Below are 25,705 nucleotides of genomic sequence, written 5' to 3'. Positions count from 1 at the left end.
ACAAAAAATGGACACGGCAACAAATCAGGATGTAATTGTCATTGGCGCTGGGATTATCGGCATAAGCATTGCGCTCAAGCTGCAATCTCAAGGCCGTCAGGTCTTAGTGTTGGATCGAAAAGGCGTGGCGGCCGAAACCTCCGCTGGCAACGCAGGCGCCTTTGCCTTTGCCGATGTGATTCCACTCGCCACCCCCGGAATTATGCGCAAGGCACCAAAGTGGTTAATCGACCCGCTCGGCCCCTTGTCCTTGCGTCCTGCTTACGCGCTGAAAATCTTACCTTGGATGTTGCGTTTCTGGCGGGCCAGCTGGCAAGACAAATACCAAGCTGCCTTGGCCGCACAAGCCAGTTTAATGGATTTGTCGAAAGCGGCGCTAGAACGTCAAATTAACGCCGTTAATGGCGAGGCCATGATTCGACGCGAAGGGCAGTTGCAACTTTATGAAGGCGAAGCCGAGTTCAGTGCCAGTCTTGCTGGTTGGCAAACACGTCAAAAACACGGTGTGCGCTATGAGCTGTTGCTCACACCTGATGCCATTGCCAAAAGACAGCCCGGCATTCACCCTAGATTCACCCACGCGGTGTTCACCCCAGAATGGAAGAATGTCTGTGATCCTGCCGAATGGACTCAGCACCTAGCCAACGAATTTGAAAAGCTCGGTGGTAAAATTGCCATTGCGTCGATTCATTCTATGACGATAAACAAGGATTCAGTGACATTAAAAAGCGACTCGGCCGATTATGAAGCCCATCAAGTGGTGCTGGCAGCAGGGGCTTGGTCGAAAACCCTAGCGCAATCCATTGGTGACAGTTTGCCATTGGACACCGAGCGCGGGTACAACACGACCTTACCAGCTGGCGCATTTAACTTAAAAACCCATATCACCTTTAGTAATCACGGTTTTGTGGTGACAAAAATAGGCGAGGGTGTACGAGTTGGCGGCGCAGTGGAGCTGGGTGGTTTGAACCTAGAACCCAATTACAAGCGTGCGGACGTTTTGCTCAACAAAGCGGCGGAATTCTTACCCGGGTTAAAAACCGAGGGCGGAAAGCAATGGATGGGCTTTCGTCCTTCCATGCCAGACAGCCTACCGGTAATCGGCTATTCAAACCGATCTAAACGAGTGATTTACGCCTTCGGACATGGACATTTAGGATTAACACAATCCGCAGGGACGGCAGAGTTAGTCGCGGCACTTGCTAACAACGAAACGCCAGAAATCGACCTCACGCCGTTTTCAGCCGCCCGTTTTTAACCTCTTCTAACCTGTGCAAAAGCAGATTAAACGAGTGGCGTTTTTCTTCGAAACTATCGCCTACCTCATCAAAAACGCCACTCTTATTAATCGGCAATAAAGGCAACGTTAAGAACCTGAATAAAAATCAGCGGCGAGCGGCGGTAATCCATTCCAGCACTTGGAACTTGGTGTTGTCTATATGAGAACGCAGTTTGTCTGCCGCGCCTTGTACGTTACCTTGTCTTGCCAAGACCAATAAATCGCTGTGATCTTGCTGGGCGCTTTGGGATTTATTCAACTGGTCGATGTGCATACTCACATATCGATTGGATTGTAAGCTGGCGCGTTCTAATAAATTACTGGTTAACTTTCGGTCTGCTGCGGCATACAGCGCACCATGAAATCTCGCGTTTAACGGCCCCCAAGCCGCCACATCACCACGTTGATAAGAGATTTCCATCTCTTCCAGAATGCTCTCGCATTCCGCAAAGTGTGCTGCTTGCATGAGAGGAATGGCGCGGGTGAACAGATCCACTTCTAGCATCATGCGCACATCAAAGATTTCGGCAATTTCATCTAACGAGTGTTTGGTCACAGTGGCACCACGATTATTGGTAAACACCACCAGCCCTTCCGCATCAAGACGCTTTAACGCTTCACGAATGGGCATGCGTGACACAGCATATTCTTCCGCTAAAAGTTCCTGACGAATCAATTCCCCTTCAACCAAATCGCCAGACAAAATACGCTGACGCAAATCGGCCGCAATGACATCGGGTAAACTCTGACGAACAACGGCTCTTTTTGGCACCAAGCTATGACTCCTTCATCAACTAAAATACAGGAAGATCAAGCTATTATACGCAAAAGCGCCGCTAACGTGAGGTTAACAGCGCTTTTTTAGAGTGTTATTCGCGATTAACGTTTCTAAAAACATAGATCAATGTTTGAAATACATCAAACATTGAATTGATAGCTTCTCATTTTTCAAACTTCCGCCATTGCCTACTATCGATGGGTATTAAAAGTGCTACGTTATATGACGAGCAGCACTTATTAACCATTCTCCGTAGCCAAGCCTGGAGTGTTTTATGACAGCAATACTATCTCAGCCCTCTCTACTCAAAAGTCACTCATACATTGGGGGTGAGTGGGTAGAAGCCAAATCTGGCAAGACCTTCGCGATTACCAACCCGGCGAATGGCGAACACATTATCGATGTTGCGGATTTAGGCGCAGAAGAGACAACGCTTGCCGTTGAAGCCGCTGAAAAAGCCCAAAAAGAATGGCAAGGCCGCACCGCAAAAGAGCGTGCGACCCTATTGCGTCGTTGGAATCAGCTTATTCTGGATAATCAAAACGATTTAGCGACCTTGATGACCTTGGAACAAGGCAAACCCTTTGCCGAAGCCAAAGGCGAAGTGGCTTATGGCGCGTCTTTTATTGATTGGTTTGCTGACGAAGCGCGTCGTTTAAATGGCGATGTGATTCCGACTTTTGCGAAAGACAAACGTGTATTGACCATCAAGCAGCCTATTGGTGTGGTGGCAGCCATTACACCATGGAACTTCCCGATCGCCATGATCACTCGTAAAGCTGGCCCAGCATTGGCGGCGGGTTGTGCGATTGTGATCAAACCATCTGATGAAACGCCGTTGTGTGCCTTGGCGCTGGCAGAGCTTGCCCATCAAGCAGGTATTCCAGCTGGCGTGTTGAACGTGGTGGTCGGCAAAGACGCAAAAGCCATTGGTGGTGTATTAACGGGCCATCCGACAGTGCGTAAATTGTCTTTCACGGGATCGACGCCAGTGGGCAAATTATTACTTTCTCAGTGCGCACAAACGGTGAAACGCACGTCAATGGAATTGGGCGGCAACGCACCTTTCATCGTGTTTGATGATGCTGATTTAGACGCCGCTGTAGAAGGCGCGATTGCGTCTAAATACCGTAACGCTGGTCAAACCTGTGTCTGTGCGAACCGAATCTTGGTACAAGAAGGCGTGTACGATGCGTTCGCCGAGAAGCTTGCGAAGCGTGTTGCGACCTTTAAAACCGGCGATGGTTTTGCCGAAGGCGTCAATATTGGTCCATTGATCAATCCTGCGGCGATCAGCAAAGTTGAGCAACTTGTTGGCGATGCGCTGGCAAAAGGCGCAAAGGCTTTGATTGGCGGATCAAAAGCCACAGCGGCTGGCGCGCAGTTCTTCGAGCCAACGATTTTGACTGGCGTCACCGAAGACATGGATATTTTCTCTAATGAAATTTTTGGCCCTGTTGCGCCCTTGTTTAAATTTAAAACCGAAGACCAAGCCGTTGCCATGGCAAACAATACCCCATTTGGCTTGGCGTCTTATTTCTATTCCCAAAATATTGCGCGTATTTGGCGTGTTTCTGAAGCCTTGGAATACGGCATGGTTGGCATCAACGAAGGCATTATTTCCAGTGAAGTGGCGCCGTTTGGTGGTGTAAAAGAGTCTGGCAGTGGCCGTGAAGGTTCTCAGTACGGCATTGATGAATACGTTGAAATTAAATACTTGTGCATGGGCGGCTTGGCGTAAGGTTTTTACCTCACACAACCTCTCTTATTTTCATTAACAAGCGGAGCAAAATGCTGCTTCATGTGCATAGAGCTTGCTCTTAAGGTAAAAGACAAAATGAACAACGCAGATCTACAAAAACGCAAAGAAAGTGCGATTGCTCGCGGCCAAGGAAACATGGCACCCGTTTATGTTGACCGTGCTTTAAACGCCGAAATTTGGGACGTTGAAGGCAAACGCCACATTGATTTTGGTGCGGGTATCGCCGTGGTCAACACGGGCCATAACCACCCAAAAGTAAAAGCCGCAGTGCAAGCCCAACTTGAACGCTTCACTCACACTTGCGTGATGGTTAGCCCATACGAATCCGCTGTGGCGTTGGCAGAGAAGCTAAACGCGGCGGCACCAGGTAGCACTCCGAAGAAGTCTATCTTTGTTACCACAGGCGCTGAAGCAGTGGAAAACTGTGTAAAAATTGCTCGTGCTTACACTGGTCGTCCTGGCATTATCGCCTTCAATGGTGGCTTCCATGGCCGTACTAATATGACCATGGGTCTAACGGGGAAGGTGAATCCTTACAAGATTGGTTTCGGCCCTTTCCCAAGCGATATTTTCCATGTTCCTTACCCAAATGACTACCTAGGTATTACCGAAGAGCAAGCACTTGCTGACCTGCAATTGCGCTTCACATGTGACATTGAGCCATCACGCGTTGCGGCCATCATCATCGAGCCAGTACAAGGTGAGGGCGGTTTCTACAAAGCGTCCGCAAGCTTCCTACAGAAACTTCGTAAGCTATGTGACGAGCACGGCATTTTATTGATTCTTGATGAAATTCAAACAGGCTTTGCCCGTACTGGCACCCTGTTCTGTCACGAGCAAGCGGGCATTGAAGCCGATCTTATGACGGCGGCAAAAGGCATCGCTGGTGGCTTCCCCATCGCGGCAGTAGTCGGTAAAGCAGACATTATGGATGCGCCCATTCCTGGCGGCCTAGGCGGCACTTACGGCGGTTCTCCTGTTGGTTGTGCAGCAGGTCTTGCCGTCTTTGAAGTAATCGAAGAAGAGAAACTATGTGATCGTGCCACGCAGATTGGCACATACTTTGTTGAGCATTTAAAAGCGCTTCAGGCTGATTACCCGCAAGTGATTGGTGATGTGCGTAACGCGGGCGCGATGATCGCGGTGGAGTTCGTGCACGATGGTGACGTCAACAAACCTTATCCAGAGCTTGCTAAAAAACTGTCAGCAAAAGCCTCTGAAAATGGTTTAGTGCTTCTGTCTTGTGGTATTCGCGGCAACGTTATTCGCTTCTTGCCTGCTTTGACCATTGAAATGGCACTGATCGACGAAGGTATGGAGATCTTCAAACGCTGCTTTAAAGAACTGGTTTAATACCAACATTGCACCAGCTAAAACACGGCCTTGATGTATCAAGGCCGTGTTTTTTATTTCAGCAAATTGTTTAAATGACCTATTTAAAGACAGAACTAATAAGGCGCCACGACAAGCTCTTCAACGGTCTGATGAAGCACTTTTAAGAACAATTCACGAGGCTTGTTGGGCTGGGTGGTTTTCTTGCAAATCACTGCCACACCGAGAGTATAAGAGCGATCGTGCGGTGAGACTTTAACGATGTCGCCTTTTTCAACGTAAGGCAGGGCGTATTGCTCTGGCAAAAATCCGATATATTTACCCGATAAAATAAGCGCGAGGCGACTGTCATAAAAATACGAAATGGCGGTGAGGTTCATATGAGAAATTTGCTCGCTGACCGCTTCATGTGGCTTTAAGCCTGCGTGGGTGGCGGGGTATTTATCCGCTTGCGCTTCTTGCTCTGCAAACGACATGGTTGCCAATGGATGCTGTTTCCCGCAGTAAAGATAACAATCGTCGCTGTACAAATGCACATAACTTAGGCCATCCAGTTTGCGGTGATAAGGAATGAAGCCAATGTCTGCCTCATCATTCAGAATCATCCGTTCGATGTTCGACATCGACGCCACGTTAGTGGTGATAGACACTTCAGGCGCTTCGGTCGAAAAGCGCTGGATAAGTTCAGGAAAATGACTGCGAGGATCCAAGCTGACTTTATCGGAAAGGGCGAGGCGAAGCTGTCCAGTTAAGCTGGCGTTTAGATTATTGACCGTGGTTCGAAAGGCATCGAGTGATTCGAGTAGGTTCTCGGTCATTTTATAGATAATGACGCCTTCTTCGGTCAGCGAAAATCCACCACGCCCACGCTTACAGAGCACTAAATTGAGGCGCGCTTCTAAATTGGAGATATGCAAGCTGATGGTGGAACGACCAATATTAAGAGAGGTTTCCGCTGCTGAAAAGCCACCGCAATCCACCACGGTTTTAAACACTTTTAGCTGCTTGATCTCGTAATCACCAACTTGCCCCAGTGAGTAGTTTTTTGCACTCATCGCCTCTCCCAGTTTGATCTTATCGTGGTTATCAGTTCGCTGATTTTCTAACTTTACATTGATTTATATCGCTTTCATCCTTCTTTCTGCATCTTTAAGGTAGAAAATAGCTTATCAATCAAACACCACGACCTCCGCTATCCGTAACGCCACGACAAATGTCTGTTGCCTTTATCCATCAAGGTAACGTTTTAAGATAATCGCTGCGTTTACGCCGCCAAAGCCAAAGCCATTGCACAGCACATACTCAACACTTTTTTCACGTGAAACCAAGGGGATAAGATCCAAATCCGCCATGCAGTCTTCTGGGTTTTCAAGGTTCAGTGTTGGCGGCAAAATGCCAGTGATAAGCGCTTGAACACTGAAAATGGTTTCTACGCCACCAGCGGCACCCAACAAATGACCTGTCGCCGATTTTGTCGACGAAATCGCCACCTCTGTCACTTTTTCACCAAATACACGACGCAAGGCGTTAATTTCACCGCGATCACCCACTGGCGTCGATGTAGCATGGGCGTTTACATAACCAATCTGATCCGCAGTAATGCCCGCCATGTTGAGCGCGGTTTGCATCGCACGAGCGGCGCCTTCGCCATTTTCTGGGCCAGACGTCAGATGATAAGCATCGGCACTAGTGCCGTAACCGACGATTTCAGCCAGAGGTGTCGCACCACGAGCCAAGGCATGCTCAAGAGTTTCTAGCACTACTAAGCCAGCACCTTCGCCCATCACAAAGCCTTCACGGTCTTTATCAAAAGGGCGCGACGCTTTTGCTGGGTCGTCGTTTCTCGTAGACAGCGCCTTCAAGTCCCCATGCTAGAGTGAGCCTATATATGATCAAGATAATATTTAGAATTCGTTTTATCATGGGATATAAAGGAGGTTAACCATGTCTTACACCCCAAAACACAAAGAGCAAACTCGACAACGCATTTTGCAAGCCGCGGCAAAACTCTTCTGTTCGCATGGTTTTGATCGCGTCACGCTGACCCAAATCATGAAACAAGCCAACATGACGCACGGTGCGTTTTACGCGCATTTTTCAGGTAAAAGCAGCCTATATGAAGCGGCCATGCAATTCGCCACGTCCCATGGTTTTTGGGCGCGTAACGACAAAAAAACCGAAAGCAATGAGACGCACTTGAAAGCCCTGGTGACCCGTTACCTAAGCTGGAGTCGCAGTGACAAAGAGCACCCATCACCATTGGAGTTTTTGGTCACTGACGCTGCGCACAACGAAGAAAAAGTTCGCCAAGCTTACCAAGCATGTTTTGATAGCCTAGTTGAACGTCTTGCCGGGATTTTGAAAAAACGCGGTAGCCACGAAGCCGAAGCCCTCGCCGAAGAAACGGTCGTCTCGCTAGTTGGAACCGTCGCCATCGCACGCTCCTTTGATCAACCGCTGCAAAGCGACTTTTTAAAACGCGCCCAAGAACGCATCGTCAACCGACTCAACAGCGGGTTAGAAAATACGGCTTAGCCTTTTTCGGCAGGAGCGATATTGTTTATTCCCGTATGCCTATTCAACCTCACGCCAGTTACCTTGATCATGAGACTGTAAGCAGGCTTCAACAAACGCCATGTCTTTCACCGCCTGATCGATATTTGAGTAGTGCAAAGTATCCTTTTCCAATAAAGCCAGACGGATATTTTGATACACATTGGCAAAAGCTTCTAAGTAACCTTCAGGGTGACCTGCCGGAACACGACACCAGGCGTTTAAGCTCTCAGGATAATCAGGGCCATTACGGGTGAGGCGCTGGGCTGGTGCGCCAAGTGGCCTAAACCACAACACATTAGGGTCTTCTTGGCGCCACTCAAGCGTTGCTTTACGGCCAGTCAAGCGAAAGCCGAGATCATTTTCATGCCCCGTCATCACCTGAGAAGCCAGCACTCGACCTTGCAAAAGACGATCTGAGTAACTTAATTGAATATCCGCATGGTCATCCACTTTTCTTCCCTCAACAAAAGACGTTAAGCGTGCATTCACGGATGTGGCCGAATAACCAACCAAATAACTGAGCAAATTATAAGCATGTATCGCTATATCGCCTAAACAGCCAGCACGTCCTGCCTTCGCGGGGTCCGTACGCCAAGCGGCTTGTTTTTGACCAGAATGCTCAATGTCTACAGCCAACCAATCTTGTAAATAGTAGGCGTCTATCATTAACAATTCGCCCAATTCACCGTTTTTGACCCGTTCTCGTGCCACCTTAACCATAGGGTTTTCAATATAGTTATAGGTCACTCCGAGAAACGTGTTTCGCTCCTTTGCCAACGTCTGTAACGCTTGAGCCTGAGCCAACGAAACGGTAAGGGGCTTTTCACAGATAACCGCGATACCGGCGTTTAAAAAAGCCGCTACATTGTCATAATGCAAAAAGTTGGGGGTGACAATACTCACTACCTCAATGCCATCTTTTCGTTGGCTTTCCGTCTCAGCCATAGTGTGAAAATCAGCGTAAGCTCGATCTTCCGCCACACCTAGTACTATTGCGGACGTTTTTGTTTTTTCGAGGTTAGAGGAAAAGCAACCAGCGACAAGCTGGTAGCCTCCATCTAAGCGGGCCGCCATGCGGTGAACATCGCCAATAAAAGCGTCTTCTCCACCGCCGACCATTCCCCAACGTAATATCGTCATCCAATACGCTCCTAAAGTTGTACCGCCTGACCTAGCTGGTCAGATTGCTCACAGGCATCCAGCACCCGCTGCACCTGCAGCCCGGCATTAAAATCGGGTTGCTCTTGTTTACCCGACAAGATACTACTGACAAAGCGTTGATAGATATTGGGCGTGCTTTCGCACTTTACGGTTTTCCAGACGCCGTCAATCACATCGTCATCCAAGCATACTTCCAGTTGATTCCATTCCTGATCCAGCTTTAATGACACTTTCACTGCGCCTTTATCGCCATGCACAACCAAACGCAAATCATTGAGATTTCCCGTGGCCCAACGAGAAGCATGAATAGACGCCATAGCACCATTTTGCATTCGAGCGGTAATTAAGGCGCTGTCGTTTGCATCAAGATGATAGTCACCAATTTGGTTATTATCCGCCTTATCAAAGGTCGCTAGGGTACAGTTTACACTCGCAAACTCGCCAACCGGAAAGCGCACAAAGTCGAGGATATGAACCCCCACGTCGCCCAAGACGCCTTTACTGCCGTGTGCACTGGAAAGCCGCCACAACCAAGTATCTTCAGTCTTCCAATCCCCCCATTTAGGCGATACTAACCAACTCTGCAAATAGCTGGCTTCTATATGACGAATATTGCCGATTCGACCAGCAGCAATCAGCTCTCGAGCTTTTTGCAATGAATGCGCATTGCGGTAGCTCAAATTAACCATGTTAATGCGTTTTGCTTTTAACGCGGCATCTGCCATCTCTTTGGCGTCCAATGCATTGAGTGCTAAAGGCTTTTCACATAACACATGCAAACCCGCTTCAAGCGCTTGAAGCGCTAGTTTTTTGTGAAAAGGATCCGGTGTCACAATGGATACCGCATCCACATATCCACTGGTGATTAAGTCCTCTATGGATTCAAAAGCGTGGGGGATATTATGCGCCTTAGCAAAACTCTCAACACGCGCCGCGTTAAGATCGCATGCCGCAACAAGCTCACAATTAGCAATGTTAGCAAACGCCTCTGCATGAGATCGGGCCATTCCGCCCGTTCCAATAATGCCAATGCGAATCATTATTTGAAGCCCTCTTCACCAGCTTGATGCAAACCTTCACCTTTAACCTCGATAGGGTTCGGCGCTTGATCCGCCGGTACACAAGGACAAGAGTCAATCCAACGGCTGCCTTCGGGCTGAGACCATTTCACCGCATTTTTTAGAACACGTTTGACCTTGTCATCATAGTAAATTGGATAAGTTTCATGACCAGGACGAAAGTAGAAAATCTTGCCATTGCCGCGACGATAGACAAGACCTGAACGGAATACTTCTCCGCCTTCAAAAGCGCTGATAAAGATCACCTCATCAGGATTGGGGACCGCAAAGGGTTCGCCATACATTTCAGTATGGGGTAACTCAATATAATCGCCCACACCTTGAACAATAGGGTGGCCCGGATTGACGACCCAGAGGCGCTCACGTTCGCCGGCTTCACGCCATTTAAGAGAGCAGGTCGTGCCCATTAAACGCTTAAATATTTTGGCATAATGTCCAGAGTGCAAAACCAATAAGCCCATACCTTCCAGTACACGTTGTTGTACGCGGTCTACAATTTCATCAGACACATCACCATGAGCAGCATGTCCCCACCAAATTAAAACATCGGTATTTTCTAATTTTTCTTCGGTAAGGCCGTGCTCTTTATCCTGCAAGGTAACACTGGTTGCGGTGATCGCTTTATCTTCATTTAACCCCTCCGCAATGCAGTTGTGCATACCATCAGGATAAATGCGGGCGACCACTTTATTGGTTTTTTCATGGACGTTTTCGCCCCATACCGTCACTTTTATTGTCATTCTGTTCTCCAAGATGTTGTTTTTTTGATAATGGAAAATAAACGTGAGTAAACGTTTACGTTATTAACTTAAACGTTTACTCAAAATAATAAAAGCCTTTTTGATAAAATAAATTACAAAGCTTGTAATGCTGGTAGTGGTAGCCAGAGGAGAAGTGGAGAGAGCACGAAGGACTTAAGCGCTCTCTCGGCTAACCAGCCGCGTCATCACTTCGACAACGCGCGGAGGGAGTCCATCTAACTGCTCTGATAGCAAACTGACAGCGGCCTCAGCAATTTTGGGGATATCTTGATGGATTGTTGTAATCTTATTCGAAAACCGTGGTAAATCATCGAATCCGGTTACCGAAATATCTTCAGGCACTTGATAACCCGCATCTTCTGCCGCTTGAATCACCCCAACGGCCAATTCATCATTGACGCAAATAACCGCATCGTAAGGAAAGGATTCAGGTGACTGAAAGTGCACCATCATTCGTCGATAAGCACTTAACGAGGCACTTATATGGCGAGACACATTATCAAAATATTCCGGCAACTCAAGCTCCGCCATGGCTTTTCGATAGCCTCGAAGCCGCCCTTGGCTGGTCGAAATATCAATATTTTCGCCTAAAAAAAGCATCTTTTTACGGCCTTTTTGAGCAAGGTAATGGGTGAGCTTGTACACACCGTTTGACTCATCAATCACCACCGATGCACCCACACCCGTCTCTAACGTGACGTAAGGAAACGCCTGCCGATCAAATATTTCAGGCCTGTCATCTTCCGTTGCCCCTAACAAAATAGCCGAGCTTGCTTGAGAGAACACCTGATCAATATTTTCATAGGCGAATAACACTGGAACCAAGCCTTTGCGATGTAAATACAAGGTTAGTGCTTGGTAAAGATGAACGAAATACGGTCTATCAGAAAACTCATAAGGAGAAGGCGGCATGCACAGAGCCACTACCGGCGTTTTTCCTGAAATAAGCTGACGGGCCATGACATTAGGTTGGTAATTAATTTCCTCACTTAACGACAAAATACGGGCGCGCAAGGCGTCGCTAATACCGGGTTTGCCATTTAATGCTCGACTGACCGACGCAATAGACACGCCTGCTAAATTGGCCAATTCGTGAATCGTAACCGACTTATTACTCATGCAGTGATGATCGCTTTTTTAGAATATGGGATAAGACTTTTAAGAATATCGCAAATGTACCACACAAGCGACTGACCGCGGAAAAACCTTCATGTCGTTTTATCCTCACTGTCTTTTTTTGAAAGCATGCTAATTATTTCCATATTTCATTGACTGACGTAAAGGTTTACGTTAATTTCAAAAGCATGAGTAAACGTTTACGTTCTCATATTTAAAATAAACTCAACAAAAACAAGAACAGGAGTGAGTGCAATGAAAAAACCGTGGAAATATATCAATGCGCCTTTTCTATCCATCTCAATCGCCGCCTCAGTTATTAATGTGGCACAGGCCGAAGAAGTCGTATTAGTTTCTGGAGCAGTGGGTAAAGACATCGAAATACTAAAAGAAATAGTAAAACCGTGGGAACAAAAAACGGGGCATACGCTGACCGTATTTCCCATGCCAGCGTCAACGACCGATCAGTTCGCTCAGTATCGCTTATGGCTCGCGGCGGGGAATGCCGACATAGACGTTTTTCAAACCGACGTAATTTGGGCCCCACAACTCGCTAATAATTTTGTGGACCTTACTCCCTACACCAAAGACATCATAAACCAACACTTTCCTTCCATTATTGAGTCACAAACAAGCAACGGGAAGCTGGTTGCGCTGCCTTTTTTTACTGATGCTCCCGCACTTTATTACCGTAAAGACCTATTGGAAAAATACCAAAAAGCAGCACCAACCACTTGGCAAGAACTCACCGCTACCGCAAAAGAAATTCAAACCAAAGAGCGTCAAGCAGGCAATGACAATATGTGGGGATTTGTCTGGCAAGGCAATTCTTATGAAGGCCTGACTTGTAACGCGCTTGAATGGGTAAAATCTTTTGGCGGCGGCCAAATAGTAGAAGCTGACGGTTCAATTTCGATCAACAACGAAAAAGCCATAGAGGCGTTAAAACTGGCGAAATCTTGGGTCGGTAACATTTCTCCTGCTGGGGTATTGGCTTATCAAGAAGAAGATGCTCGCGGCGTGTGGCAAACAGGCAACGCGGTTTTCATGCGAAATTGGCCTTATGCCTATGCGCTTGGCAACATGGAAACCAGTACGATTAAAGACCAGTTTGCTGTTATGCCATTACCCAGTGGCACTGAAAATGGCCCATCCGCAGCCACATTAGGTGGCTGGAATTTAGCGGTTTCAAGCTACTCAACCAAAAAAGACGCGTCTATTTCATTAATAAAATTCCTCGCGTCCGAAGAAGTACAAAAGTACCAAGCCCTTCAATCATCTCGGTTACCGACCATCATGTCCTTGTACGATGATCCAGACATCAAACAGCAACAACCTATGATCGCACAATGGAAAGACGTGTTTTTACAGGCGGTACCACGGCCTTCTGCGCCGACCAAAATCAAATACAACGAAGTGTCTTCTAAATTTTTCTCTGCGGTACACGCCACGCTGTTAGGCAGCGGCTCCGCAGAAGAGAACCTTGAAGTACTCGAATATGAATTGGAAGAACTAAAAGGCAGCCGCTGGTAATTCCAGCGCTAGATAAGGCTCAAAAGAACCTCTTTTGAGCCCCTTCCTTTTTCGATAGGACACGCTTGTATGTTTAATAAACACACCTTAACCAATCCGCCCATCTCCAGTTTGCAAAAACAAAAACAGCGAGCGGCATTTTGGTTCCTAGCGCCAATGCTATTGGTATTGATTTGTGTCGCCGCCTGGCCACTCTTACGCTCTATTTACTTCTCATTCACCGACACCTCGTTAACCGATTTGTATGGCGGAGAGTGGGTTGGGTTCAAAAATTACTTGAGCTGGAAAACACTGTCTTCTGGACGCATCATTTACTCCGGCACCTTGGTTGATCCCGCGTGGTGGAATGCCGTTTGGAATACCGTAAAATTTGCCGTTGTTTCTGTCACCCTCGAAACCATTATCGGCTTAATGGTTGCGCTGGTCTTAAACGCTGAGTTCAAAGGCCGAGCGTTGGTACGGGCGGCGATTTTAATCCCCTGGGCGATCCCAACCATTGTCTCAGCAAAAATGTGGGCATGGATGTTCAATGACCAATTCGGCATCATTAATGACATGCTGTTAACCGTGGGGTTAATCGATCATAAAATCGCTTGGACAGCGAATCTTGATACCGCCATGCTGTCGGTATTAATCGTCGATATTTGGAAAACCACGCCCTTTATGGCGCTGCTCTGTTTGGCGGGGCTGCAAATGATCCCCAGAGATATGTACGAATCGGCGAAAATCGACGGCATTCACCCCATCAAAGTCTTCTTTCAGGTGACGCTTCCTTTAGTAAAACCAGCACTCATGGTAGCGGTCATCTTTCGAACACTTGATGCATTACGCATGTTTGATTTGGTCTATGTGCTCACGCCAAACTCCACCGCCACCAAAACCATGTCGATTATTTCCAGAGAGAACCTCATTGAATTTGACAAGTTTGCCTATGGCTCCGCCCAGTCGACATTACTGTTTGCCATTATCGCGATATTCGTCGCGCTTTATATTTGGCTTGGCAAGCTCGACCTGAATGGAGATAAATCATGACTCTCAAGACATTACGCAACAAATTCGCTTTCTACACCGTCGTGGTGGTTATTGTCCTTATTTCAGTGTTCCCATTTTACTATGCGATCTTAACCAGCTTTAAAACTGGGACAGATTTGTTCAAGGTGAATTATTTCCCTTCGTCGTTCGATTTTCGCAACTACATCGAGATTCTGAATAATGGCAAATTTATACGCAGCACTTTAAATTCCGTATTTATTGCCAGCACCACGGTCATATTCGCTCTGTTTATTGCCGTTACGGCATCCTACGCATTAGCGAGAGTCCGATTTAGGGGGCGAGGGTTGTTGCTGATGACTATTTTAGCCGTCTCTATGTTTCCTCAGATTGCCGTGCTAGCAGGGCTATTCGAACTGATTCGCTTTATTGGGATATACAACACCCCTTGGGCGATGATTTTGTCTTACACCATTTTTACACTGCCGTTCACCGTTTGGGTTTTGACCACCTTTATGCGTGATTTGCCCGTCGAAATTGAAGAAGCAGCGATTGTCGATGGTGCCACACCTTGGGTCATTATCACGCAAATTTTTATGCCCTTACTGTGGCCAGCCTTGGTCACAACCGGCTTGCTCGCCTTCATCGGTGCTTGGAATGAGTTCTTATTTGCTCTGACCTTTACCGCATCGGAAACCATGCGCACCGTGCCGCTAGCCATCGCTATGTTGTCAGGCTCATCACAATATGAAACACCCTGGGGGCTGATTATGGCGGCCTCTGTTTTGGTCACCATTCCGTTAGTGATCTTGGTGCTTATATTTCAACGAAAAATCGTATCTGGTCTGACCGCTGGTGGCGTGAAAGGCTAAGGAGTACTTTGTTATGGCAAAAATCGAACTAAAAAAATTGAGTAAAACCTTCGGTGATGTAGACGTTATTAGAGCAGTTGACCTCACCATTAACGCTGGCGAATTTATGGTCTTTGTGGGGCCTTCCGGCTGCGGAAAATCCACGTTATTACGGCTTATATGTGGATTAGAAGACATCACCTCAGGAGAGTTACTCTTCGATGATGTCTCGATGAATGACAAGGTGCCGTCTGAACGTGGCATCGCCATGGTGTTTCAGTCCTACGCCCTGTACCCGCACATGTCAGTGTATAAAAATATGGCGTTTGGTCTCAAATTAGCCAATTTCTCAAATAAAGAAATGCAAGCTCGCGTCCTTGAAGCCGCTAAAATGCTGCAAATAGACCATTTACTTGATCGCTTACCTAAACAACTTTCCGGCGGCCAACGCCAACGGGTTGCCATTGGCCGCGCGATTGTCAGGGATCCGAGAGTGTTTCTTTTTGACGAACCGCTCTCGAATTTAGATGCGTCGTTACGGGTGGATACTCGACTAGAAATAGCCAAGCTGCATCACAAAATGAAAGACGCCACCATGGTTTATGTCACCCACGATCAAGTAGAAGCCATGACCTTGGCGGACCGCATTTGTGTGTTAAGAGATGGCAACATTGAACAGGTTGGCACCCCTGAAGAGCTCTATCATTCTCCCAAATCGCTATTTGTTGCAGGCTTTATTGGCTCCCCAAAAATGAACTTCATTACCGGAGACATTGCTGACCAGCATCAATGCCACACGCTTGGTATCCGTCCGGAACACCTTCTGATCGATGCAGAAAAAGGTGTCTGGAAAGGTAAGGTAATACACACGGAAAATTTGGGCTCAGATTTTTTTGTTTACTTGGATATGGGCACAGGTGAACCGCTGGTCGTCCGTTTAGATGGGCAAGAACGTATTCCATTAGATACGCAAGTGCATGTTCGTCCGCTACCTGCGCGTCTGCACCGCTTTGACGTCAATGGTTTGCCCATTACTCCAACAATAAATCAAACAGGAGAAAATTTATGAGTGGATCGATTTCACCAGAATGGTGGCGCGGCAGTGTTACTTATCAAATATACCCACGATCTTTTATGGACAGCAATAACGATGGTATAGGGGATATCTCTGGTATCACCAGCCGTTTAGAGTATTTGGCTGATTTGGGTGTCGATGCGATTTGGTTGTCGCCAATTTTTACGTCTCCCATGAAAGACATGGGTTACGATGTTTCAAATTATATTGACATAGATCCGTCTTTTGGGACGCTGTCAGATTTTGATGAAATGATAGCCAAGGCGCATCAATTGGGCCTTAAAGTCATTATTGATCAAGTGCTGTCACACACCAGCGACCAACACCCTTATTTCTTAGAAAGCCGCCAAGACCAAACGAATGATAAAGCCGATTGGTATGTGTGGGCCGATGCGAAACCCGATGGCTCACCACCGAATAACTGGCTATCCATTTTTGGTGGCATCGGCTGGCAATGGGAACCGCGTCGCAAGCAGTATTATTTGCATAATTTTTTACGCCAACAGCCGGATTTGAACTTTCATAATCCAGCGGTGCAAGAGTGGATTCTCAGCACGGTACGCTTTTGGCTAGAGCGTGGCGTCGATGGCTTCCGTTTAGACACGGTCAATTTTTACTTTCATGATGCATTGTTACGTGACGACGCCGCGGATTTTCGTCAGAAATCGGTAGTAGACTGGAATCCCTACCACATGCAATATCATTTGTTTTCAAAAAACCAGCCAGAAAATTTAGCCTTCCTTAAAAAATTTAGGGCGCTATTAGATGAATATGAAGCCACCACATCGGTTGGAGAAGTAGGAGAAAGCCACCATCCGATAGAGATGATGGGCGAATATACCACTAACAAACGATTGCATATGGCTTACTCATTTGAAATGTTAGGGCATTCCTTTTCCCCAAAACACTTTTCAAAACAAGTCACTGAATTCTTCCGGCTCGCACCAAACGGCTGGCCATGTTGGGCATTTTCCAACCACGATGTGGTGCGACACGTTAGTCGTTGGCAGCACCATACACAGGACTCAGCCGTGTTAGCCAAACAAGCCTGTGCTTTATTATTAAGTTTAGAAGGCTCTGTTTGTCTGTATCAAGGCGAAGAGCTAGGCCAACAAGAAACGGATTTAAACTACGACGAACTGGTTGATCCACAAGGCATTGAATTTTGGCCGGAAGACAAGGGAAGAGACGGCTGTCGCACGCCAATGAGTTGGGATAATACTCCGTTTTCCGGGTTTTCTTCCACCACCCCATGGCTTCCAGTCAAAGACAATCAGCGTCAACGAAATGTCGCCGACCAAGACAATGATCCAGAATCTGTGCTTAATTTTTATCGCGACATGCTGACGTTTCGTAAGCAAAACCCTGTTCTACGGAGCGGAAATTCGTGTTTTCTCAGTGCAGAAAACTCACTTTTAGCCTATGTCCGAGGCGATGCCCTATTATGCGTGTTTAACCTCAGCCATCAGCCGGTGACTTACCAAAACACCAGTGAGTTTACGCAGTGTGTCAAACATCAGCACGCCACCGTAGAGGCACAAAACATACTATTGAAGGCCAACGGTTTTGCTTTTTTAATAAGGTAGCGATTTAAATTTCATTAGAGAGCAATGTAAGAGAGCAATGTAAACAAGGCTGCCAACTAGCCTTTGCGTTTTACCACGCAAAGGCTTTTTTGTTTTTACATTTTTTCACGTGAAACAATTAGATAAAGCAGTCACCCCTTAGAAGAAAGAACAACCCTTAAAAAAAAGAACAACTCTTAGGAGAAAGAACAAGAAGAGTAGGCTTTACTCTTCTTCGTCATTTTCGAGATACCAGTTCATCACGTAGGGGGCGAGTTCCGCACCGGACACAAAGAAGTGGCCGTTGAGTAGGGTTTCTCTTTGGTTGTAGCGAAAGGGTTTGCCATCCGGGGTGACGAGCATGCCGCCAGCGGCTTCGATGATGGCTTGCTGGGCGGCGGTGTCCCATTCACTGGTTGGTCCTCGGCGCAGATGTAAGTCCGCGATGCCTTCGGCAATTCGACAGCCTTTTATTGAACTGCCTTTAGGCAATTCTCGTACTTGCTCGTAGGTTTGCTTTAGCTTATTTTTTAGTGACGCCGGAAGAGCAGGGCCGTGGCTTCGGCTAGTCATCGCAATAATCGGCTCACGCGGTTCACGCACGTTAATGCTTTCATAGTCAATTTTTTCGTCTTCTCGGCCTTGCCATTTCACCGCGCCAATGGGTAGGTCTTGCCAGGCTTTGGTGACACCAAAATAGCCTTCCGTGGTGGTCGGTAAGTACACCACGCCCAAAATGGGCGCGCCGTTTTCGACTAGGGCAATATTGATGCTAAATTCGCCATTGCGCTTGATAAACTCTTTGGTGCCATCCAGCGGATCGACGATCCACAACATCGGCCATTTAGAGCGCTCTTCGAAGGTCACCACGCCTTCTTCAGACAAAACGGGGATATCGGGTGTAAGTGCTTGCAAACCTGCTAGAATCACGTTGTGAGCAGCAAGGTCAGCGGCCGTCACTGGGCTATCGTCCAGTTTTTGTTCGATGCCCAAGTCGGCACCTTGATAAATTTCCATGATCGCATCGGCCGCATCGTGTATTATTTTTTGCAGAGCTTGGAAAGTGGGATGTCTACTAATGTCCTGCATAACAGCCTCAAATATGACAACAGAATAGGATCAACGCATTCCTTATGAGTAAAACAGAAAAGCAGTCAACTCCACAAGCCGTTCGTTTAGATAAGTGGCTTTGGGCCGCGCGTTTTTTTAAAACCCGTTCACTTTGTAAAGACGCCATCGAGGGTGGCAAGGTGTCTTATAACGGCAGCAAGGGCAAAGCCAGTCGCAATGTCGAAATCGGCGCCTTGATCGGCATACGAGCCGGTTGGGATGAAAAAGTGGTGAAGATAAAAGCCATTAGCGAACAACGCCGTGGTGCCCCTGAAGCACAGTTGCTTTATGAGGAAACACCTGAGTCGATAGAAAAGCGTGAAAAACGCGTCTTGGAAAATAAGTCTTATGGTGGCCGTATCATGTCCGACCATAAGCCAAACAAAAAAGAGCGCCGCGATATTAAGCAGCTCAAGCAAGACATCTTCGGTGGCATGGAGTAAACGCAGGTCAGCAACGGCTATGAAGGTTAATGGCTATGAAGGTTAATGGCTATGTATAAAGGTTAACCGCTAAAAAGTTAACAACGACCATAAAGACCTTCTCGGTTTTCCACGCAGCCGTACAGTTCCAGCTCTATTAACACCTGCATCATCAGTCCTGCGTCCATTTTGCTATGGCGAATCAAGGCGTCAAAGTCCATCGGTTGCGCTTCTTGTTCCATAATGGCGACCACGGCTTTGGCATTGTCTGATGTCGATTCAGGCAAGCTATGAGAGCGTCCTGAAGTGAGAGCCGGGGCGTTTTGCGTCGAGTGGCTACGACTGTCTGGCGCGGTTTTTTTAGTCGTTTGATGTCCAGCGGGGCGTGCGCTTGTCTTGCCTGTGGTAGGCAGCTCTGGGCACTCCGCCAAGATATCGTCCACCTGTCTCACTAAGGTCGCACCCTGTCGAAGCAACTGATGGCAACCTGCGGACTGCAGGTCGGTTAAACGTCCCGGTAAAGCAAACACCTCTCGATTCTGCTGCACAGCATAATTCGCACTTATTAATGAGCCGCTTTTGAGTGACGCCTCCGCCACAAGCACCCCCATACTTAGGCCGCTGATAATACGGTTTCGGGGTGGGAAAAGGTGAGGGCGCGGACTGGTTGATAGTGGGTACTCACTTATTAGTGCGCCGCCGCGCTCTAGGATGTCGTCAAACAGCGCTCGGTTCTGATTAGGATAACGGTGTAATAACCCCGTTCCCATCACCACAATGGTGGGCGTCGTTTTACTCTGCAATGCGCCTTGATGTGCCGCGGTATCGATCCCCAGCGCGCCGCCACTGACCACACAAATACCACAAGAGGCTAATTGCTCAGCCAACAAAAAGGTGGTTTCTCGGCCATAGCGCGTGCATTTTCGCGCGCCAACAATACCAATTTTGGGCAAAGCCAACGCATCACGATTGCCTTCTACATAAAGAAAAGCCGGCGCCACGCTGATCTCTCTTAGTGCAAGGGGGTAATACTCGTCTTCGCGCAACAACAAATGGTGATCGTCTTCCTCTAACCAAGCGAGCGATTCATCACGCTTAGTGGCTTGTTCTTTTGTTAATGTGCCATGGGATAGGTAATCCACCGCCTGACGCGCGGTAATATCAGGCCACTTTAGCGCTCTTAGCAAATCATACGAAATCGTTTTGGGCGTATCGGCGTGATGAAACAGCGACAGATTATCGTCTTGGTCGCTCGTTACATGTTGGTGCAGTTGACTGAGATAAGTATAGAGGCGCGAGAGTCGGGCTGGGCCAATGCTCGATAAGAAGCTCAAGCATAGCCAATCGCTCTGAGATAATCCGGTGCTATTACTGGCACAATGACGATCGGCATCATTGACGGCACGACTATCAGTGTCATTAGAAATAGAAGATGCGGGCATAAACAAAGCCTCCTTGCGTAACCCCATGACAGTCTTTCAACCGTCGATCAATACATTAGACATTCCCTGCCCAATCCGAGTTAAAACCATCACCAAACACACATAGCCTTTGGCAATGAAAGCTATTCAACCATATTGACCAAAAAACCGCCATGAGAAGACTGCCCAAAAGTCAGACTTGCGTTACAATAGACAGAATGAAACGAGTAAGAGAACCCATAGCGACCCTCTACTCATTAATAAAGACACATCGTTGGAAAAGATCATGGCTGTTTTGACTGTACTTGAATACCCAGATAAACGCTTACGCACCATTGCGAAGCCCATTACCGAATTCACTGACGAGCTGCAAACTCAAATCGACGACATGCTTGATACCATGTATGACGAAAATGGTTTGGGCTTAGCGGCGACGCAAGTGGATTATCATTATCGCCTTGTGGTGATGGATTTCTCTGAAGAACGTAACGAGCCCATCGTTTTTATTAACCCTGAATTTGTCGTCCTAGACGACGAGCCAAACGAATGCCAAGAAGGCTGTTTGTCGGTTCCGGGTTTTTACGAGCACATTTATCGTGCGGCCAAAGTACGCGTCAAAGCACTCGACCGTCATGGCAAGCCCTTTGAACTGGAAGTGGACGAGCTGATGGCGGTGTGCGTACAACACGAAGTGGATCACCTTGACGGCAAGTTGATGGTGGATTATTTGTCGCCATTAAAACGTAACCGCATCAAGAGCAAGCTTGAAAAAGCCCACAAGCTAGCGCAGAAACAAGGTTAGAAAGCGGCTTCGTGTTGCGTCTTTGGATCATTAAGAACCTATTACAAAATCAGGCTTTGGCCTGATTTTTTGTTAAGGAAACCCTATGTCAACCTCACCACTTCGTATTGTTTTTGCTGGCACACCCGAATTCGCAGCGGCCAGCCTGCAGGCACTCTTAATAAACATGAAAGATTCAAACGCTGAAAACCAGTATCACATCGTCGGCGTTTACACCCAGCCAGACCGTCCTGCGGGACGTGGTCAAAAGCTGGTACAAAGCCCCGTGAAGCAACTTGCTATTGCCAATGATATTCCGGTTTATCAGCCGCTGAATTTCAAGCTAGAGGAAGACAAGGCGCAACTTACGGCATTGAAAGCGGACCTAATGATAGTCGCGGCGTACGGCATCATTTTGCCAAAAGACGTACTGGAGGCGCCTAAGTTTGGTTGCCTCAATGTGCATGCGTCTTTGCTGCCTCGCTGGCGTGGTGCGGCGCCGATTCATCGCGCCTTAATCGCTGGCGACAGAGAAACCGGCATCACCATTATGCAAATGGATGTTGGCTTGGACACGGGCGACATGTTGCTCAAAGCGCATTGTGATATCAAACCAACAGACACCTCTGAAACGCTCCATGATCGCTTGGCGACGCTTGGCGGTAGCACGCTGATTGAAGCCCTAGAGAAGTTCCAAGCGGGCACGCTGGGAGCGGAGCAACAAGACGACAGCCTCACTTGCTACGCAACCAAACTCACCAAGCAAGAAGGTGACGTAAACTGGATGCTGTCTGCAGAGCTAATCGAACGTCAAATCCGCGGCCTATCGCATTGGCCTGTGGCTTATACCAACAGCCTTGCTGGGGTAATGAAAATCCATGCGGCACAGATTGCCAGCGTCAGTGATGAAGCCTCAACACCGGGTGATATTTTGGTCGTGAGCAAAGAGGGCATTATCGTTGCGACTGGGCAAGGTTCTCTCCTTATTACTGAGATCCAATTTGCTGGCGGTAAACGCATGAAGGTGCAAGACGCACTCAACGGCAAACACAAAGCCGCCTTAGAAATTGGTCAACGCCTTGGCCTTAGCGAGCAAGCAGCATGAATCAACACGACAATACCTTCTCATCTAACACAAGCCTGTCCGACACAAGCTTTCAGTCTGACATGAGTACAAGCCAGCAGAGCGCTCGACAAGTCGCGGTCAAGGTCATCAGCAATATTTTGCTTCAGCAAGGCTCGCTTAGTACGCAACTGGCGCGCCACCAAACGGAAGTGGCCAGTGACCACATTCCTATGTTAAAGGAATTATGCTTCGGTGTTTGTCGGCAGTACCCAAGACTAAACAGCATCGCATTGCACTTGTTGGCACATCCTTTTGAAGAAAAGGACACAGATTTATACGCTGTGCTGCTTTTAGGTTTATACCAATTAACCTACATGAACACCCCAGATCATGCGGCGGTCAATGAAACAGTAGAAGCCTGTCGACTGCTGAAAAAGGACTGGGCCACCAAGTTAATGAATGCCGTACTGCGTCGTTACCAAAGAGAAGCGGACGAAATCGTCGCACTGCTAGAAGCGCAACCTTCCGTGGAATTCAACATGCCAAAGTGGCTGGTGAAGCGTTTTAACAAACATTGGCCTGAACACTTTGAGCAAATCATTGAAGCCAGTAACACCCATCCGCCTATGTGCATTCGTGTCAACGAGGCTCGAGTTTCACGTGAAACATACCAAGCACAGCTTGTAGAATTGGGTATAAATTCAGAAGAAGGGCCGTTTTCAGGCTCAGCACTGTACCTAAGAAATGCCGTTCGAGTGGGAGAGCTACCTGATTTTGAAGAAGGTTTTGTGAGCGTTCAAGATGAAGCCGCTCAACTTTCCGCTCAGCTATTGTCCCCAAAAGCTGGAGAGAAAGTATTGGACGCTTGCGCAGCGCCCGGTGGCAAAACAGGTCACCTGTTAGAAAAGTCCAACCACATTGAACTGACGGCCGTCGAGCTAGAACCTTGGCGCATGGAAAAAATCGAGTCTAATTTGCATCGACTCGGTTATTCGGCGCAATTAATCTGTGCCGATGCGAGCGATCTGGACGCCTGGTGGAATGGCGAGCACTTCGACAAAATCCTCCTCGATGTGCCATGTACCGCGACTGGGGTCATTCGTCGTAATCCAGACATTAAGATCAATCGAAAACCCGCCGACATTGATGACCTCGTTATCATCCAGCGAGCGATCCTTAACAAGGTTTGGACGACACTGAAGCCGGGCGGGTTCATGTTGTACGCTACCTGCTCTTTAATGCCGGAAGAAAATGAGCAACAGATTCAGCATTTTCTGGCACACCAAGAAGACGCCCAAGAAGTGGCGTTGAATTCATTAGCACCAGACAAGCAAATAGAGTGGGGGATTCCCGTTAGTCATGGTCGTCAGTTGTTTCCTAACCTAGAAGGGCACGATGGTTTCTATTATTGCTTGCTGCAAAAACTAGCCTAGAAACCTAAAGTCGTGTTTCACATGAAACATCGAAAGCAACCACGCACAACCAACCGTAGGCCGGATGAATCGAGGCACGAAGATGTAATCCGGCGAATGCGTAGACAGCCAGAAAAAATTACGGCTATTTTGCAAGTTCAAGTTAAATATCGCCCCTTATATGAGTACACTTACCTAACTTGATTCAAGCAACAATTAATACACTAAAAGAGCCAAACAACAAACCGCGCTCTAAGGCAGATTATGAAGATCATCATTATAGGTGCAGGCCAAGTTGGCGCCACACTGGCGGAAAACTTAGCGAGTGAAGATAACGATATTACCGTTATCGATACCGACTCAAACCGCCTTAGAGAGCTGCAAGACAGGCTTGATATTCAGACCGTTGAGGGCAGCGGTTCGCACCCAGATGTGTTGAACCAAGCAGGGTGTAATGATGCCGATATGTTGATTGCCGTCAGCAGCCAAGATGAAACCAATATGATCGCCTGTCAGATTGCGCATACCTTGTTTAAAACCCCCACTAAAATAGGTCGGGTTCGATCAAGCGCTTACGCGAATTACCCCGAGCTTTTTGCGGATCAGGCTATTCCGATGGATGTGCGCATTAGCCCTGAAAAAGAAGTAACAAAACATTTAAGCCGTTTGATTCGTTATCCTGGCGCCTTGCAAGTCATGGAGTTTGCCGATGGCAAAGTACAGCTAGTGGTAGTGAAAGCCGAAAAGGGCGGGCCGCTTATTGATCAGCCAATCAGCTTCCTAAAAGAGCACATGCCATCAATCCTAACGCGCATCGCGGCGATTTATCGTGACGGTAAATCCATATCGCCAGACGGCAATACACACATTCACGCGAATGACGAAGTCTTTTTCCTTACCGCGCAGCGCGATGTATTGGATGTCATGAGTGAATTACGCCCGTTAGATACGCCTTATCGCCGCATTATTATTGCCGGTGGCGGTAACATAGGGGAGCGTTTGGCGCAGAGTCTAGAAAAAGAATACCGTGTCAAAATCATTGAACGAGATCCAGAGCGCTGCCGGTATTTATCCGAAACCTTAAACAACACCATAGTGCTCCATGGCGACGCGTCAAAACAAGAGTTGCTACTGGAAGAGAATATCGAATCCACCGATGTTTTTTGCGCTCTCACCAACAACGACGAAGCCAATATCATGTCGTCCATGTTGGCCAAGGTATTGGGCGTGCGCACGGTTATGACCATTATTAATAACCCAGCCTATGTCGACATCGTGCAGGAAGGCATGATCGACATTGCGATTTCACCTCAACAAACCACCATCAGTTCGCTATTAAGTTATATCCGACGCGGCGACGTGGTCAACGTTCACTCTATGCGCAAAGGCGCGGCAGAAGCACTGGAAGCGGTTGCCCATGGGGATTATCGCTCTTCTAAAGTCGTTGGGCGCAGCATTGCTAATTTGAACCTTCCAGAAGGCGCCACCATAGGTGCCATCGTACGTGAAGACAATATGCTGGTCGCCACGGGCGATTTGGTGATTCAAGCAGAAGATCATGTCATCATTTTTGTCACCAACAAAAAACAAATTCCCGCGGTGGAGCAACTGTTCCAAGTAGGTTTAAGCTTTTTTTAATCACAAGTAGGTTTACG

Annotated in this window: 22 protein-coding genes and 1 pseudogene; 14 read left to right on the top strand and 9 right to left on the bottom strand. The window is 47.6% G+C overall.

Features of this window, described 5'->3' with window-relative positions; translation table 11 throughout:
• The first annotated feature begins 7 nt into the window (after window positions 1-7).
• On the top strand, window positions 8-1,258 hold the full coding sequence (locus J8N69_RS08240) for an NAD(P)/FAD-dependent oxidoreductase (protein ID WP_168823625.1): 1,251 nt from the start codon (window positions 8-10) through the stop codon (window positions 1,256-1,258).
• Between the two features lie 127 nt (window positions 1,259-1,385).
• Here the strand turns inward: J8N69_RS08240 and J8N69_RS08235 are convergent, their stop codons facing one another.
• Window positions 1,386-2,051, bottom strand: coding sequence for a GntR family transcriptional regulator (locus J8N69_RS08235; RefSeq protein ID WP_227804012.1), 666 nt, complete (start codon window positions 2,049-2,051; stop codon window positions 1,386-1,388).
• A gap of 280 nt (window positions 2,052-2,331) precedes the next feature.
• Between J8N69_RS08235 and J8N69_RS08230 the strand changes: the two genes are divergently transcribed.
• Entirely contained in the window at window positions 2,332-3,798 is a 1,467-nt protein-coding gene (locus tag J8N69_RS08230) for an NAD-dependent succinate-semialdehyde dehydrogenase (RefSeq protein ID WP_168823629.1), read from the top strand.
• Between the two features lie 96 nt (window positions 3,799-3,894).
• Window positions 3,895-5,172: a 4-aminobutyrate--2-oxoglutarate transaminase gene (gene gabT / locus J8N69_RS08225; protein WP_168823631.1), complete on the top strand. Its 1,278-nt coding sequence runs from the start codon at window positions 3,895-3,897 to the stop codon at window positions 5,170-5,172.
• Between the two features lie 95 nt (window positions 5,173-5,267).
• On the opposite strand, the gene J8N69_RS08220 is transcribed toward gabT, so the two are convergent.
• Window positions 5,268-6,206 (bottom strand): LysR family transcriptional regulator, encoded by a 939-nt coding sequence (locus J8N69_RS08220; RefSeq protein ID WP_168823634.1) that lies wholly within the window; start codon window positions 6,204-6,206, stop codon window positions 5,268-5,270.
• A gap of 171 nt (window positions 6,207-6,377) precedes the next feature.
• Window positions 6,378-7,019, bottom strand: a pseudogene (locus J8N69_RS08215) (beta-ketoacyl-[acyl-carrier-protein] synthase family protein); the annotation flags it as partial.
• 76 nt (window positions 7,020-7,095) lie between these two features.
• Here J8N69_RS08215 and J8N69_RS08210 point away from each other — a divergent pair.
• Window positions 7,096-7,686 (top strand): TetR/AcrR family transcriptional regulator, encoded by a 591-nt coding sequence (locus tag J8N69_RS08210; protein ID WP_168823636.1) that lies wholly within the window; start codon window positions 7,096-7,098, stop codon window positions 7,684-7,686.
• A gap of 39 nt (window positions 7,687-7,725) precedes the next feature.
• Here J8N69_RS08210 and J8N69_RS08205 read toward each other — a convergent pair whose 3' ends face one another.
• The 4 genes from J8N69_RS08205 to J8N69_RS08190 all read right to left on the bottom strand — a co-directional run bounded on the left by J8N69_RS08205 (window position 7,726) and on the right by J8N69_RS08190 (window position 11,827).
• A complete protein-coding gene (locus tag J8N69_RS08205; RefSeq protein ID WP_168823638.1) occupies window positions 7,726-8,847 on the bottom strand; it encodes a Gfo/Idh/MocA family protein in 1,122 nt (373 codons plus the stop codon).
• An 11-nt stretch (window positions 8,848-8,858) separates the two neighbouring features.
• Window positions 8,859-9,908, bottom strand: a complete 1,050-nt coding sequence (locus tag J8N69_RS08200; protein WP_168823640.1) for a Gfo/Idh/MocA family protein — start codon at window positions 9,906-9,908, stop codon at window positions 8,859-8,861.
• Window positions 9,908-10,687 carry a ThuA domain-containing protein gene (locus J8N69_RS08195; RefSeq protein ID WP_168823642.1) on the bottom strand — a complete coding sequence of 260 codons (780 nt, stop codon included), beginning with the start codon at window positions 10,685-10,687 and terminating at the stop codon, window positions 9,908-9,910. Before J8N69_RS08195 ends, J8N69_RS08200 begins: the two co-directional genes overlap by 1 nt.
• A 174-nt stretch (window positions 10,688-10,861) precedes the next feature.
• Window positions 10,862-11,827 carry a LacI family DNA-binding transcriptional regulator gene (locus J8N69_RS08190; RefSeq protein WP_168823644.1) on the bottom strand — a complete coding sequence of 322 codons (966 nt, stop codon included), beginning with the start codon at window positions 11,825-11,827 and terminating at the stop codon, window positions 10,862-10,864.
• A 252-nt stretch (window positions 11,828-12,079) separates the two neighbouring features.
• On the opposite strand from J8N69_RS08190, the gene J8N69_RS08185 reads away from it, so the two are divergent.
• The 5 genes from J8N69_RS08185 to J8N69_RS08165 all read left to right on the top strand — a co-directional run bounded on the left by J8N69_RS08185 (window position 12,080) and on the right by J8N69_RS08165 (window position 17,859).
• Window positions 12,080-13,357, top strand: coding sequence for an ABC transporter substrate-binding protein (locus J8N69_RS08185; protein WP_168823646.1), 1,278 nt, complete (start codon window positions 12,080-12,082; stop codon window positions 13,355-13,357).
• A 69-nt stretch (window positions 13,358-13,426) separates the two neighbouring features.
• Entirely contained in the window at window positions 13,427-14,389 is a 963-nt protein-coding gene (locus J8N69_RS08180) for a carbohydrate ABC transporter permease (protein WP_168823648.1), read from the top strand.
• On the top strand, window positions 14,386-15,219 hold the full coding sequence (locus J8N69_RS08175; protein ID WP_168823650.1) for a carbohydrate ABC transporter permease: 834 nt from the start codon (window positions 14,386-14,388) through the stop codon (window positions 15,217-15,219). The genes J8N69_RS08180 and J8N69_RS08175 overlap by 4 nt, the downstream gene beginning before the upstream one ends.
• 13 nt (window positions 15,220-15,232) lie before the next feature.
• Entirely contained in the window at window positions 15,233-16,267 is a 1,035-nt protein-coding gene (locus tag J8N69_RS08170; RefSeq protein ID WP_168823652.1) for an ABC transporter ATP-binding protein, read from the top strand.
• Window positions 16,264-17,859, top strand: coding sequence for an alpha-glucosidase (locus tag J8N69_RS08165; protein ID WP_168823654.1), 1,596 nt, complete (start codon window positions 16,264-16,266; stop codon window positions 17,857-17,859). Before J8N69_RS08170 ends, J8N69_RS08165 begins: the two co-directional genes overlap by 4 nt.
• 204 nt (window positions 17,860-18,063) lie before the next feature.
• Here J8N69_RS08165 and cysQ read toward each other — a convergent pair whose 3' ends face one another.
• The gene (gene cysQ, locus J8N69_RS08160; protein ID WP_168823655.1) at window positions 18,064-18,927 is read right to left on the bottom strand and encodes a 3'(2'),5'-bisphosphate nucleotidase CysQ; all 864 of its coding nucleotides are present in this window, start codon (window positions 18,925-18,927) and stop codon (window positions 18,064-18,066) included.
• 44 nt (window positions 18,928-18,971) lie between these two features.
• Here cysQ and J8N69_RS08155 point away from each other — a divergent pair, with 44 nt between their 5' ends.
• Window positions 18,972-19,391: an RNA-binding S4 domain-containing protein gene (locus tag J8N69_RS08155; RefSeq protein ID WP_168823657.1), complete on the top strand. Its 420-nt coding sequence runs from the start codon at window positions 18,972-18,974 to the stop codon at window positions 19,389-19,391.
• Window positions 19,392-19,468: 77 nt separating this feature from the next.
• On the opposite strand, the gene dprA is transcribed toward J8N69_RS08155, so the two are convergent.
• The gene (gene dprA, locus J8N69_RS08150) at window positions 19,469-20,812 is read right to left on the bottom strand and encodes a DNA-processing protein DprA (RefSeq protein WP_168823659.1); all 1,344 of its coding nucleotides are present in this window, start codon (window positions 20,810-20,812) and stop codon (window positions 19,469-19,471) included.
• A 265-nt stretch (window positions 20,813-21,077) separates the two neighbouring features.
• Here dprA and def point away from each other — a divergent pair, with 265 nt between their 5' ends.
• From def to trkA, 4 genes are all read left to right on the top strand, one after another.
• Window positions 21,078-21,593: a peptide deformylase gene (gene def / locus J8N69_RS08145; protein WP_168823661.1), complete on the top strand. Its 516-nt coding sequence runs from the start codon at window positions 21,078-21,080 to the stop codon at window positions 21,591-21,593.
• Window positions 21,594-21,678: 85 nt separating this feature from the next.
• Window positions 21,679-22,677, top strand: coding sequence for a methionyl-tRNA formyltransferase (fmt, locus tag J8N69_RS08140; protein WP_168823663.1), 999 nt, complete (start codon window positions 21,679-21,681; stop codon window positions 22,675-22,677).
• Window positions 22,674-24,071 (top strand): 16S rRNA (cytosine(967)-C(5))-methyltransferase RsmB, encoded by a 1,398-nt coding sequence (gene rsmB, locus J8N69_RS08135; RefSeq protein WP_168823665.1) that lies wholly within the window; start codon window positions 22,674-22,676, stop codon window positions 24,069-24,071. Before fmt ends, rsmB begins: the two co-directional genes overlap by 4 nt.
• Before the next feature lie 243 nt (window positions 24,072-24,314).
• Window positions 24,315-25,688 (top strand): Trk system potassium transporter TrkA, encoded by a 1,374-nt coding sequence (gene trkA / locus J8N69_RS08130; protein ID WP_168823667.1) that lies wholly within the window; start codon window positions 24,315-24,317, stop codon window positions 25,686-25,688.
• Window positions 25,689-25,705: the final 17 nt, after the last annotated feature.

Source organism: Marinomonas profundi, from assembly GCF_020694005.1.
Lineage (GTDB): Bacteria > Pseudomonadota > Gammaproteobacteria > Pseudomonadales > Marinomonadaceae > Marinomonas > Marinomonas profundi.
The sequence above is the reverse complement of the archived record's forward strand: the minus strand, read 5'-3'. Positions and strand labels throughout refer to the sequence as shown.